Below are 12,470 nucleotides of genomic sequence, written 5' to 3'. Positions count from 1 at the left end.
GTATGCCGAAGCATACGCTGTTCTCTGCGCGTCAGGGAATGCGGGAGGGATCCTCAGGGACGATCCAGCCGCTGTATTTCATGACGGATTTTGATTTCAGGAGGGATTTTTTCTTCCGGTATTCCCGGGGCGTCAGACCGGTGAGCGCGATGAAATTCCGGTTGAAGGAGGAGATGGACTGAAATCCGGATTCTTCTGAAATTTCCAGAACGGACAGCCGGGAGCTGCGGAGCAGAAACATGGCGTGCTGGATCCGGTACTCCGTCAGATGGCGGAGCGGGCTCTTCGCCATGATCTGTGTAAAGGTGCGCCGGAAGCTGGTGGAGCTCATGTGGCATTCCGAGGAAAGAGCCTCCAGCGGAAAATCCTCTTGGAAATGCAGGCGGATGTATTTCAGAGCAGGAATGACGGAGGAGGCGGTGCTGGCGGAATCGGGCGCCGTCTCCTTTTTCTGCGATTCCTGCTCCCTGCGGAGGTTGCAGATGATATTGAGAAAGGAAATGATCAGTCCGCCGAAGATGCTGCGGCAGTTGTTTTTCTTTTCCTGAAGAGAGCTTACCATCAGGCTCATCAGCGTGTGTACGTCAGGAAAGCGGTCACGGCGGAAGATGGCATAATAATCGTGCAGGAGAGGAGGCGTGCCGATCTCATCTGCGGTGGGAACCAGCGAGGGATAGGGCTGTAGAAGCGCGTCGAGATCGGCAAAGATATAGGACCATTTGCTCTGTGTGCCCTGTGCGGACCATGTGGTGTGGGGAATGTCGCAGCCGACGACAGTGACGTCGCCGGCCTGAAAGGGGAGCTGCTCGTCCCCGAATTTCATCATGCCGTTGTCGGATTCGCAGATTCCGATTTCTACACAGTTATGAAAATGGAGATGATGGGACGGGACGTCGGAGATATGCCAGATATCTCCCGTCAGCAACAGAACCGGGAAATCATCGTTGAGATCATAGCTCCTGAACTGGACTGCCGGGGCAGCTTTGCCGTTACTCATACGATATCCCCCCCTTTCGTAAGCTGGTTCAGGCTGTGTGCACCGCTGTACAGCGGTGTCTTTTTTATATTATCCCGGAAACTGCGGCTTGTCAAAAATGTGTTCATTTTCTGGAAGAATATGGGAGATGTATTTTTGAAAAAGGAGAAAACAGGAGGATAATTTCGTAAAAAGTAACTAAAAATAAAAGATATTAATATGGAAAATAGACAAAAACACAATGATAGGAAATTGCGGTTGGTCAAAAATGATAAGTTTCAAAAATGAAATGGAGAGATTAAGCGGGGAGAATGGAAGTAGTATTTGGTATAGAACGAGTGTTTCCGGTGAACGCGCTTCGTCACGGAGGTTTCCATGAAAAAATCCTCGGAGAAAGGAACGGCGGTAAAAACCACATGGAGGAAGGCACTTCGGAGAGACTGGCAGCTGTATCTGATGCTTCTTCTCCCGATTGCTCTTGTGTGTGTGTTCAATTATGCGGCATATCCGGGGCTTCGCATGGCCTTTATGAATTATAAGCCGGCGAAAGGGTATTCTGGCAGTGAGTGGGTCGGCTTCCGGACGTTCCAGAAGATTTTCAGGGACGCGGATTTCCTGAGAGCGCTGAAAAGCTCCATTGTGTTTAATCTTCTGGATCTTGCGGTGGGGTTTCCGATGCCGGTGGTTCTTGCACTGATGCTCAACGAACTGCGCTTCCGCAGGTATAAGAGAGTCACGCAGACCATCCTGTATCTTCCGCACTTTCTTTCGTGGGCCGTGATCGGGTCGGTCGCCTATGCGATGTTCAAGCCCTCCACCGGCCTGATCAATATTTTTCTGATGAGGATCGGTGTGATCACGCAGGGAATCCCGTTTCTGACGGAAAAATGGCATTGGGCAGTCACGTATCTGCTGATCGGCGTCTGGCAGAGCATGGGGTGGGGAACCATACTCTACCTGTCCGCCATCACAAATATTTCCAATGATCTCTATGAAGCGGCGATGATCGACGGGGCAAACCGGTGGAAAAGGATGCTTCATATCACGCTTCCGGGGATACGTTCCACGATCGTGATGCTGCTGATCATGAACATGGGGCGCATCATGGGGTCCAATCTTGAGCGCCTTACGGTATTTGGCAATACGCAGGTCAGAGATTTCCAGTATCAGCTGGCAGTCTACATATATGAAAAGGGGCTGCAGAGCGGGAAATTTTCCATGGCTACGGCAGTGGGATTGTTTCAGTCGCTGGTAGGGCTGGCGCTGGTGCTCATCTCGGATCGGATCGCCAAGCGGCTTGGGGAGGAGGGGCTCCTGTAAGGAAAGGTCCGTCTTACCGGGAGACGCTCCCACAGGGAGGAAAACGATGGCAAAGAGTGGAAGAAAGGCAAAAACAGGCGGAAGCGAGGGCCTCCGGGCGATCAGCAGATTCAGACTGAGCGATATACTGATGATGCTGTTTGTGGGTCTTCTATGCGCGACCTGCATCTTTCCTTTCCTGCATGTGGCGGCCAAGTCCGTGTCCGGAAACAGCGCGGTGATTGCAAAGAGAGTATTCTTTGTTCCGATTGATTTTACGCTGGATGCTTATCGCTCTATTTTTGCCGACGGCTCTCTGGTGAAATCCATGGGGTACAGCGTTATGGTCACGGCCATTTTTACGCTGTTTGGCATGATCAGCTGCACCTGCGCGGCGTATCCGCTCTCCAGAAAACGCCTGAAAGGGAGAGGATTTTTTACCCTTCTTCTGATGATTCCGATGTATTTCAGTGCGGGGATCATTCCGTCCTATCTCCTGATGAAGGATCTCCGGCTTCTCGATACTATGTGGGTGCTGATTTTTCCGTTGATTTATGCTCCCTCCAATATGCTGATCATGAAAAACTTTTTTCTGTCGGCGATACCGGATTCTCTGGAGGAATCGGCTTTTCTTGACGGGGCGACGAACGTGCAGATTCTGTTCCGCATTGTGCTTCCTCTGTCCAAGGCGATCCTCGCAACGCTCTCGCTGTTTTACGCGGTCGGCAGGTGGAATGCCTATGCGGACAATATGTATTACATCAAGAGCGATGCGCTGAAGATGGTGCAGTACCGGCTCTACCAGATGGTGGCTTCGGCGACGGAGGCGCAGACAACGACCCTGTCCGAGGCGGCGGCAGTCACAAGCACGCCGGAGGTGCTGCAGGCGGCGTCCATTATGTTTATCACGATTCCGATCATCTGCATCTATCCGTTTGTTCAGAAATATTTTGTGAAGGGAACCATGGTTGGTGCGGTAAAAGGGTGAATATCCCGGCGGGATAAGCGGTAAGCTGTTTTATTTTAACAGGAAGAGGAGGACACAATGAAAAAGAGATGGCTGGCAGCGTTTATGGCGGCGGCTGTGGCAGCGGGACTGCTGTCGGGCTGCGGTGCTTCCGCAGGAGCGCCGTCCGGGGAGGGGACGGAGGCTTCCGGTACCGGCACGGAGGATGCGGAGGCGGAAGATACAGGAGAGAGCGGAGAGGCAGAGGCCTCGCAGACCGGTGCGTTTTCGCAGAATGTTCTTCTGCAGATCCCTGTCTATGACAGAGGCATTGAGGGCGTGCCGGACGTTACGGACAATTACTGGACAAAATGGGTGCAGGACAACTTCGGAGCACCCAACAACATTACCGTGGAATACGTTCCGATTACCCGTTCCGATGTTCTGACCTCGTATTCCCTGCTGGCCGCGGCGGACGATCTGCCGACGCTCTGCCTGGAATACGATTATCCCAAGCTGACGCAGTGGGCGGATGACGGATATCTTCAGCCGATCGATCTCGATATGGTGAAGGAGATCGCGCCGACATACTGGCAGAACATGGTCGACAACGGGCTGGATCAGTTTACGGATCTGGGGGATGATTCCTATTTCCTCATGGGAACGCGGCCCTATTCCAATACCACGTATACGTTCTGCACATTCTACCGGCGCGACTGGCTGGATGCGATCGGCGTGAAGGAATATCCGTTCCGGTGGACGGATCGGAAAGCGGCATATCAGGCGATTGTCGACAAGGGGCTGGCGGAGCACCCTGCGGGAGGCTGGCAGATCGCGGGGGCCGGCGTCGATCAGAACTATCCGTACCGGAGCTATCCGCAGGATGAGCTCACATGGGCAACCACCGGCGATTACAATATCCCGGCGCTGACCACAGAGGCGCAGAGAATTCTCCTGAAGAGAGAAAACGAAGCCTATCATCTGGGCTACAAGGACCCCGAGTACAATATTACCTCCGTTGAGGACGCCAAGGCGAAATTCGTGAACGGCGAGGTGTTTGAGTTCTCTGCGTACGTGTCTTCCAATATGGACTGGCTGATTTCTTTCTATGACAATAACCCGGATGCGGATCTGGATGTGCTCGCGCTCGACGGTCTGGTGGAGGATGACGATCCTGCGACGGGGAAAATGACGAACGCATATCGCCCCAACAATCTGTTCGGAATGATGGTGGGCTTTGCGCATGACGCGAGCGCGGATGAGGTGAAAGCGGCGCTGATGTATCTGGAGTGGATGGCGCAGCCTGAGAATCTCTTCACGTTCACATGGGGAATTGAGGGCGAAAACTTCAATTACGATGAGAACGGCAATCCGGTATCGGTTCCTGATTACAGCGGAGAGTATACGCAGGGCTATAACAACAGCGTCGACTACTGGTGCGTTGTGCAGGCCTCCAAGAGCCTCGGCTCGATCGAGGAGGATGCGGCCTATATTGCGCCGCAGGGACTGCCGGAGGATTTTACCAGGGACATCATCGATTATTATTATGGTCAGCTCAAGGTATATGAAGCGGGATACGCGCAGATGGACTGCCTGTTTTCCTCGGCAGTAGATGCAGAAACGGAATATGCGGCGACTCTGGCGTCCAAATATGCGGAATACAGGGATCGTCTGACCATGTGCCCGCCGGAGGAGTTCGACGCTCTGTATGAGGAGCTGAGTCAGGCATATCTGGACGACGGTTATCAGGAAGTGATCGACGGAAGAAAAGAGGCGTACGAGGCAGGCAACAGCACAAAGCTGTCGAAGTAACAGTTGCCGAGGTAAGAGCTGCCGAAGCAGCAGCCCGCGGAGAGGCGGCTGTCGGGAACGGTTCATCGGAAAAAGGCGGCAGGGAGCCCCGGAGGCATGCGCCTCCGGGGCTCTGCGCTCTTTATGGGACAGGAGGAGAGGAACGGTGAAGAAAGGCGGGTTCACACTGCCCGGCGAAGCAGGCTATGAGGAGCTGACGCTCCGTCTTGCCCGGCAGTGGGGCGCGGACGTCATCCGCGATTCCGATGGCACGGCGCTCTCAGAGGAGCTCATGAAGGCGGGGTATGATATTTACTCGACGCTGTGCATTATCCGGGATCACAACGAGTGGGCGCGAAAGCATCCGGAGCATCTGCAGCAGACCTTTCTGATGTCAGCGCCGGTCATGGCAGGAGAGGGCACCTGTCGCATCCGCCTGCTGTCCGGCTATGATGAGGAGCAGTTCCGGATCAACGCGGAGCCCCGGGCCATGCGCTTCTGGCAGGTCTTTGACCGGACGGAGGACCGGGAAGAAGATAGATCACTCTGGCGCTATGAGGAGGGAACCGGCAGTGTCGTGATTCCGGATCCGCTTCCTTTTCATGAGTATACGGTGAATTTTCTTGTTTACCGGATCTGGGAAGAAATATCCATGTATAACCATGTGACGAACGACTGGGAGAGCGAACACCTGATGCCGGTGGATCCGCGGAGCCCGGAAGCGCAGCGCTACCTGTACAGCTGGCTCGACCGATGGTGCAGGGAGCATCCGCATACGAATGTGGTTCGCTTCACCTCAATGTTCTATAATTTTGTGTGGATCTGGGGAGCGGATGAAAGAAACCGGAATCTTTTTACGGACTGGGGAAGCTATGACTTTACCGTGAGTCCGGAGGCTCTGGAGAGCTTTGAAGAGGAGTATGGTTATGCTCTTACTGCTGAGGATTTCATCAACCGGGGACGCTTTCATGTCACGCATATGCCTCCGGAAAAGAAGCAGCGGGATTATATGCGCTTTACCAACCGTTTTGTTGTCCGCTTCGGGAGAGAGCTGGTGAAGCTTGTCCATACGCACGGCAAGAAAGCGTATGTCTTCTATGACGACAGCTGGATCGGCGTAGAGCCGTATTCTGATCTGTTTGAAGAATTCGGCTTTGACGGTCTGATCAAATGTGTGTTTTCCGGCTTTGAAGCGAGGCTCTGCGCGGGGGTGAAAGCGGCGGTTCATGAGATCCGTCTGCATCCGTATCTGTTCCCCGTGGGACTTGGAGGAAAGCCTACGTTCTCGGAGGGAGGGGATCCGGAGGCGGATGCGGCGCAGTATTGGAGATCGGTTCGCCGGGCGCTTTTAAGAGAGCCGGTGGATCGGATCGGACTGGGCGGTTATCTGCATCTGCTGGAGGCGTATCCGCAGTTCTGCAGCAGGATCGAGGAGCTGGCGGATGAGTTCCGGACAATCCGGGCTCTGCATGCCGCAGGGCCGGTGTATACGCTTCCGGTGACGGTCGCCGTGGTGCATGCGTGGGGGGCGCTCCGAAGCTGGACCTTGTCCGGACATTTTCACGAGACTGCGGCGCATGATCTGATTCATATCAACGAAGCGCTGTCCGGTTTGCCGGTGCGGGTAAAATTCATCAGCTTTGAGGAAGTGAAGCAGGGAGGCCTGAAAGGCGTACAGGTCGCTGTCAATGCCGGGAGAGCGGGGACGGCGTGGAGCGGCGGAGCCGCGTGGGATGATCCGGAGCTCGTCGCCGCATTTCACCGATGGGTGTGGGAGGGCGGAACACTGATCGGTGTAAACGAGCCCTCGGCGAGAGAAGGGCACATGGATTATTTCCGCCTCGCTCCGGCGTTGGGAGTGGATGAGGATACCGGGGCGAGAGTCTGCCACGGAAAATGGAGGTTTGATCTCTGTGCGGTTCCGGGACTGATCCCCGAGGGAGCTTCGATTGCGGCTAAGGAAAACCGCTTTCTGACGGACGGGATGGCGAGAGTTCTGCTTGCGGAGGACGGAGTGCCCGCTTTGTCCGTTCACTCCTTTGGAAAAGGCAGAGGAATTTATCTGTCGGAATTCCGGATCAGCAATGCCAATACGAGGCTTTTGCTGAATCTGATTCTTTTCGGAGCCGGAATCGATCCGGAGGCAGCGTGCGTGACGGATAATCCGGAGACGGAATGCGCGTACTTTCCGGGCAGCGGGAAACTGGTTCTGATCAATAACAGCGAAGCGCCGCAGAGAAGCTGTGCGACGGCGGCAGGAAGACGCATCTCTGCGGAGCTTCCGCCCTTTGGAGCTGTGTTTGCAGATGTGCCCATGGAAGAGGCAGCAGGAGGCAGGGTGTGATGAGAGCGCTGGAATTTGATGTTGATCATCTGAAAGAACAGATGGGTAGAGTGGCGGACAGAACCATGCGGATGGATCTGACATGGGACTGGCCCTGCGGCGTCGCGTATTACGGGATCAGCAAGGCATATGAAATCACGAAAGACGAGCGCTATCTTCAGCCGATGAAAGAGAGAGTGGACGAGCTGATCCGGCTGGGGCTTCCGGCGGAGTGGACGGTAAACGCCTGTGCCATGGGGCACTGTCTGATTTCTCTCTTTGAGGCGACAGGAGAGGAAAAATACTGGGAGCTGGTGTTGTCAAAGACGGAATATCTCCGGGATCATGCGCTTCGCTTCGGGGACCATGTTCTCCAGCATACCGTATCGCCGGACAATGATTTTCCCGAGCAGTGCTGGGCGGATACGCTGTTCATGGCGGCGTTCTTTCTTCTGCGGGTCGGTGTGAAGCTCGGGAGGGAGGAGCTGATCGAGGATGCGCTGAATCAATATTACTGGCATATCCGCTATTTGCAGGATCCGGATTCGGGGCTGTGGTATCACGGCTATGACAATCTCGCCGGAGATCATATGTCGGGGATCTATTGGGGCAGGGCCAATGCGTGGGCCGTATATACCATGGCACAGGTGGGAAAAATTCTCCCTAAGGCATATCTGTATCCGCGGTATATGGATGTTGCCGGTTCGCTGAATGATCAGCTTGCGGCGCTGAAGCTCCTGCAGACGGACGGAGGACTCTGGCGAACGGTGCTGGATGACGGGGCGTCCTACGAGGAGGTTTCCGCATCGGCAGGGATCGCCGCGGCCATGGTGTCCCGGGGGAATCCTCTTCATTACCGCTATGTGCAGAAAGCGCTGGGCGGGATAATGAATCAGATTTCTCCGGATGGCAGAGTGATGAATGTGTCCGGCGGAACCGCAGTCATGAAAGACATTGCGGGCTACCGGAACATTTCCCGCGACTGGATCCAGGGCTGGGGACAGGGACTGGTGCTCGCTTTTTTTGCACATCTGATCGACATGGATGAAGAGAGGGCGGACGGCGCGCTGTAAGCTGCATCCTTGCCGCAGGCAAAGATGCAGCCCCATCCATCAGGCGCAGCCCGACGTATATCTCCGCTTACGCATGCCCTTTCAGCAGCGGCGAGATCCGCTTGTAGATCAGGAACGTGATCAGCACGTCGACCATGCCCTTTGCAAAGGTGAACGGAAGATTGAAGATGACAAGGCTCTGCAGTATGCTTTTCACGGACGGGAGAATAAGCTGATAGGCCTGCAGAATCGCCTCCTCGGGCATAAACTGATAATAGAACGGATATACGATGAAGTAGTTGATCGGCAGGGAGAGGACCGCCATGGACGCTGCGCCGGCAAGCGAGGCGATGAGAGCGGTTTTTTTGCTCCGGTGCCTCCGGTAGATCGCGCCGGACACGCCGACAAAGACCGCGCCGAGCAGAAAGTTGCAGAGCTCGCCGACACCGACCGACTGACTCATCATCAGGCCGTGCAGAAGATTTTTGAGCAGCTCGATGATGACGCCGCAGAGCGGGCCCATGGCAAAGGCGCCGATGAGGGCCGGGAGATCTGAGAGATCAAATTTGATAAACGGAGGCATCAGCATCGGAAGCGGGAATTCGATTGCCTGCAGAACCAGTGCGATCGCGGTGAGGACGCCCGTTACGGCCATGTAGCGCGTGCGTCCCGCAGCCTGCGTCCCGCCGCGGCCGGACGGATTGCTGCCCTGTGTGGAATGAATGTCTGTCATATTGTGTTCTCCTCTCATGCGGGGCGCTTACGTGCCCGTGTGGGGATCAGGGGAGCGGATAGAGAGAAAAGCCGCCCCGGATCGTATGATCCGGGGCGGCTTCTGTCATCATCTGTGCTTCGCGGTGCCGCCGGTCTGAAAACAGACGGGAACAACGCGCAGAATATCTTCTTTCATCCAGACTGTACTGTTGGTTCCGGAGTTGCACCGAATCAGCCGCAGGCGCAGTGCCTTACGGGTCGCGGACTATACCGCCAGTGAGGAATTTCACCTCGCCCCGAAGATCTAAGTTGTATTGGAACAGCTTAATCATAGCCGGAGAGAGAAAATTTGTAAAGAGGAAATCCTATTCTCTGTATTCCCGCACCAGTCTTACAACGGTTCCGGACAGCAGCATCAGTGCGATCAGGTTCGGGATCGCCATCAGACCGTTGAACGTGTCGGCGATATCCCAGATCAGTCCCAGCTTCACGGTGGCGCCGAGGATGGAGACCAGAGAGTAGACGACCATGAAAGGGCGCACGGCCTTTGCCGAGAACAGAAATTCGATGCAGCGGGCGCCGTACAGTCCCCAGCCGAGAATCGTGGAAAAAGCGAAGCAGCACATCGCGACGGCCGTGAAGATCGAGACCCAGTTCCCGTAGGTTGCGGTGAAGCCGCTGATTGTCAGCTCCGCGCCGGCGGCCTCGCCGAAGCGGATTGGGACGCCGCTGCACAGAATGACCAGAGCCGTCAGGGTGCAGATCACGATGGTGTCGGCAAAGACCTCAAAGACACCGAAGAAGCCCTGCTTTACGGGTTTTCGCGTATCGGCGCAGGCATGGGCGATGGAGCCGGTTCCAAGGCCGGCCTCATTGGAGAAAATTCCCCGGGAGACGCCCTTTTTCATGCTGAGAAAGAAGCTCCCCACGATGCCGCCCGTCACGGAGGCGGGCTGGAATGCGCCCCGGAAAATGGAGATGAACACAGCGGGAACGGACCGGAGGTTCACAAAGACGACGCCGAGAGCTAGAATGACATAGAGGAGCGCCATGAACGGAACAAGCTTTTCCGCGACACGCCCGATCCGCTTGATGCCCCCGAGGAGGATTGCGGCGACAAGGAGCGTGATGACGATGCCGGTGCACAGATTGACGGCAGGGAGCCTGTTCTTTCCGATCACGCCGTAATTGAGGAGCGCTTCGTTGATGGCGGTGATGATGGTGTTGACCTGTGTTGCGTTGCCGGTGCCGAAGACCGTCAGAACGCCGAATGCGGAGAAAAGCACGGCGAGCCACTGCCAGTGCCGGCCGAGGCCGTTTCGGATATAATACATGGGACCGCCGACGTACTCTCCGTTTCTGCCGGTCTCCCGGAAGTGGACAGCCAGCGTGACCTCCGCAAATTTTGTGCACATCCCGAGAAAGGCGGAGATCCACATCCAGAAGACGGCGCCCGGCCCGCCGATGGCGATGGCTCCGGCGACGCCGGCGATGTTTCCGGTGCCGATGGTTGCGGCGAGCGCCGTGCACACTGCCTGAAACGGCGTGATTGCGCCGTCTTCTGCCTCCCGCCTGCGGAACATCCGTCCGATGGTGACCCGGATTGCGTAGCGGAATTTCCGCACCTGTATGAAGCGGGTGCGTATGCTGAGAAGAAGTCCGACGCCGAGAATGCAGATCATGGCCGGAACGCCCCAGATAAAATTATTGACGGCGCTGTTTATTGTTTCGATCGTTTTCAGCATAGGAATCCTCCGTGACGGCGCTTTGTGCGAAATTTTACCATAAGAAAGGCAGAATGTATATCAAGGAGGAGTTTTCCATGCAGGAACAACTGAACAGTCCGGTGCTGTACCTGATCTGCGGGGCGATCATTCTGTTCGTCGCGGCGATCTGCGTGATTTTCCTGTTTCGCGCGTGGCGCGCGGGGCTTGCGATCGGAATGGAGCCGGGCAGACTGCGGCGCGCTGTGACCTCGAGCGCGGCGTTTACGGTTCTTCCGAGCGTCGGGATTCTGCTCGGCGTCATCGCGCTTTCGGGGAGCCTCGGCACGCCGTGGCCGTGGCTTCGCCTGTCGGTGATCGGCGCGCTGCACTATGAGACGCAGGTTGCGCAGGCTGCGGCGGAGCAGGTCGGGATCGGAGGGCTTTCCGCGCAGGGCATGACGCCGCGCGCCTTTGCGACGATCGCCCTCCTTATGAGCGGCTGCATCATGTGGGGCATGGTTCTTTCCCTGTTTTTCAACCGGCGCTATACGGAGAAGCTCGGGACGAAAGAGGAAAACGCGAAAAAGGGAAAGAAGGGCTTTGCGGATACGGCGATGACCGCGATGTTCATCGGCCTCATCAGCTGTTACCTCGGCAGCTATATCGGCGGCGCGGCGACGGGAAGCGGGATTGTGCCTCTGGCGGTCTGCGCGGCTTCTGCCGCGGCGATGGCGCTGTTTACCGCTCTTTCAAAGCACAGGCGCCTGTCATGGCTTGAGAGCTTTTCCGTCGCGGGGAGCATGCTGATCGGGATGCTCGCGGCGGTTGTGCTTGCATAGAGCCGCAAAAGGGCTTTGAAGCGACGAATCGGATGAAATCGCCGCGGATGCGCCAAGAACGCGGCGAGGGGGATAAAAATGGACGAAAAGCAGAGAACAGAATATTTAGAACAGTACACGGATAAGACGCACCGCATCGGAAGATTTGCTTCTCTGGCGACGCTGGTGCTGCTCCTTGGCGCGCCGTTTCTTATCGGCGCGGTATTCGGCGCGATGCCGGACCTTCCTGCGGCGGGACGGGCTTTTCTCTCCGTGGGGATCGTCTGGACGGTTTCAAGCGTCGCGGAATTTCTGGTCTACACGCCGATGCTCGGCTCCGGCGGCGGGTACCTCGCGTTCATCACAGGGAATCTCATCAATCTGAAAATCCCCTGCGCCATGAATGCGCGGGACATTGCGGGGACAAGGACGGGAACGGCGGAGAATGAGATCGTCTCCACGCTCTCCATCGCGGCCTCGAGCCTTGTGACGATCGTGGTGCTTGCCCTCGGCGTGCTTCTTCTTGCGCCGCTCCAGCCGGTGCTTCGGAGCGAGACGCTTGCGCCCGCCTTTGCTAATGTGGTTCCGGCGCTGTTCGGCGCAATGGGGTATCAGTATTACCGCAGAAATCTGCGCCTTGCGCTGGTGCCTCTGCTGATGATGAGTCTGCTTTTTCTCTTTGTGCCGTCGCTGGCGTCGCAGACCAGCATTCTGATTCTGCCGGCGGGCGCCGTCACGATCGGTCTGGGCTATCTTGGCTTCCGCAGATCGACATAAAGCGCAGGAAAGCAGTTTTTCTGTGTGGTAAGCCTGTTCTCCGGCCGGTATATGCGACGTGAAACGAG

10 protein-coding genes and 1 riboswitch are annotated in these 12,470 nt (G+C 56.2%); of the genes, 7 read left to right on the top strand and 3 right to left on the bottom strand.

The annotated features are described in order from the left end of the window. Positions 1 to 31 precede the first annotated feature (31 nt). Positions 32 to 997, bottom strand: coding sequence for a helix-turn-helix domain-containing protein (locus tag E0E20_RS06725; RefSeq protein ID WP_130837430.1), 966 nt, complete (start codon positions 995 to 997; stop codon positions 32 to 34). 354 nt (positions 998 to 1,351) lie between these two features. Between E0E20_RS06725 and E0E20_RS06720 the strand changes: the two genes are divergently transcribed. The 5 genes from E0E20_RS06720 to E0E20_RS06700 all read left to right on the top strand — a co-directional run bounded on the left by E0E20_RS06720 (position 1,352) and on the right by E0E20_RS06700 (position 8,408). Next, complete coding sequence (locus tag E0E20_RS06720; RefSeq protein ID WP_130837429.1) at positions 1,352 to 2,296, top strand: ABC transporter permease; 945 nt, start codon at positions 1,352 to 1,354, stop codon at positions 2,294 to 2,296. 46 nt (positions 2,297 to 2,342) lie between these two features. Then, the gene (locus tag E0E20_RS06715) at positions 2,343 to 3,263 is read left to right on the top strand and encodes a carbohydrate ABC transporter permease (RefSeq protein WP_130837428.1); all 921 of its coding nucleotides are present in this window, start codon (positions 2,343 to 2,345) and stop codon (positions 3,261 to 3,263) included. Positions 3,264 to 3,320: 57 nt separating this feature from the next. Continuing rightward, a complete protein-coding gene (locus E0E20_RS06710) occupies positions 3,321 to 5,033 on the top strand; it encodes an extracellular solute-binding protein (protein ID WP_130837427.1) in 1,713 nt (570 codons plus the stop codon). Between the two features lie 145 nt (positions 5,034 to 5,178). Beyond that, complete coding sequence (gene gnpA, locus E0E20_RS06705) at positions 5,179 to 7,356, top strand: 1,3-beta-galactosyl-N-acetylhexosamine phosphorylase (protein ID WP_130837426.1); 2,178 nt, start codon at positions 5,179 to 5,181, stop codon at positions 7,354 to 7,356. Then, positions 7,356 to 8,408 carry a glycoside hydrolase family 88/105 protein gene (locus E0E20_RS06700; protein ID WP_130837425.1) on the top strand — a complete coding sequence of 351 codons (1,053 nt, stop codon included), beginning with the start codon at positions 7,356 to 7,358 and terminating at the stop codon, positions 8,406 to 8,408. Before gnpA ends, E0E20_RS06700 begins: the two co-directional genes overlap by 1 nt. Positions 8,409 to 8,475: 67 nt before the next feature. Here E0E20_RS06700 and E0E20_RS06695 read toward each other — a convergent pair whose 3' ends face one another. Together E0E20_RS06695 and E0E20_RS06690 are read right to left on the bottom strand one after the other, a co-directional pair. After that, on the bottom strand, positions 8,476 to 9,120 hold the full coding sequence (locus tag E0E20_RS06695; protein WP_207302836.1) for an ECF transporter S component: 645 nt from the start codon (positions 9,118 to 9,120) through the stop codon (positions 8,476 to 8,478). Positions 9,121 to 9,281: 161 nt separating this feature from the next. After that, a riboswitch (FMN riboswitch) is annotated at positions 9,282 to 9,409 on the bottom strand. A gap of 57 nt (positions 9,410 to 9,466) precedes the next feature. Beyond that, positions 9,467 to 10,846, bottom strand: coding sequence for an alanine/glycine:cation symporter family protein (locus E0E20_RS06690; RefSeq protein ID WP_130837424.1), 1,380 nt, complete (start codon positions 10,844 to 10,846; stop codon positions 9,467 to 9,469). Positions 10,847 to 10,923: 77 nt separating this feature from the next. Here E0E20_RS06690 and E0E20_RS06685 point away from each other — a divergent pair, with 77 nt between their 5' ends. Together E0E20_RS06685 and E0E20_RS06680 are read left to right on the top strand one after the other, a co-directional pair. Continuing rightward, positions 10,924 to 11,646, top strand: a complete 723-nt coding sequence (locus E0E20_RS06685) for a DUF5058 family protein (RefSeq protein WP_165444013.1) — start codon at positions 10,924 to 10,926, stop codon at positions 11,644 to 11,646. A gap of 78 nt (positions 11,647 to 11,724) precedes the next feature. After that, complete coding sequence (locus E0E20_RS06680; RefSeq protein ID WP_130837422.1) at positions 11,725 to 12,402, top strand: hypothetical protein; 678 nt, start codon at positions 11,725 to 11,727, stop codon at positions 12,400 to 12,402. The last annotated feature ends 68 nt before the right edge of the window (positions 12,403 to 12,470 follow it).

Source organism: Lachnoclostridium sp. Marseille-P6806, from assembly GCF_900625025.1.
Classification (GTDB): Bacteria; Bacillota; Clostridia; order Lachnospirales; family Lachnospiraceae; genus CAG-791.
Note: the sequence above shows the minus strand (reverse complement) of the source record. Positions and strands in the feature narration are given on the sequence as shown.

Bases quoted from the DNA above. Each gene is read 5' to 3' on its own strand.
- E0E20_RS06725 (WP_130837430.1), bottom strand. From the start codon at position 997: ATGAGTAACGGCAAAGCTGCCCCGGCAGTCCAGTTCAGGAGCTATGAT.
- E0E20_RS06720 (WP_130837429.1), top strand. From the start codon at position 1,352: ATGAAAAAATCCTCGGAGAAAGGAACGGCGGTAAAAACCACATGGAGG.
- E0E20_RS06715 (WP_130837428.1), top strand. From the start codon at position 2,343: ATGGCAAAGAGTGGAAGAAAGGCAAAAACAGGCGGAAGCGAGGGCCTC.
- E0E20_RS06710 (WP_130837427.1), top strand. From the start codon at position 3,321: ATGAAAAAGAGATGGCTGGCAGCGTTTATGGCGGCGGCTGTGGCAGCG.
- E0E20_RS06700 (WP_130837425.1), top strand. From the start codon at position 7,356: ATGAGAGCGCTGGAATTTGATGTTGATCATCTGAAAGAACAGATGGGT.
- E0E20_RS06695 (WP_207302836.1), bottom strand. From the start codon at position 9,120: ATGACAGACATTCATTCCACACAGGGCAGCAATCCGTCCGGCCGCGGC.
- E0E20_RS06690 (WP_130837424.1), bottom strand. From the start codon at position 10,846: ATGCTGAAAACGATCGAAACAATAAACAGCGCCGTCAATAATTTTATC.
- E0E20_RS06685 (WP_165444013.1), top strand. From the start codon at position 10,924: ATGCAGGAACAACTGAACAGTCCGGTGCTGTACCTGATCTGCGGGGCG.
- E0E20_RS06680 (WP_130837422.1), top strand. From the start codon at position 11,725: ATGGACGAAAAGCAGAGAACAGAATATTTAGAACAGTACACGGATAAG.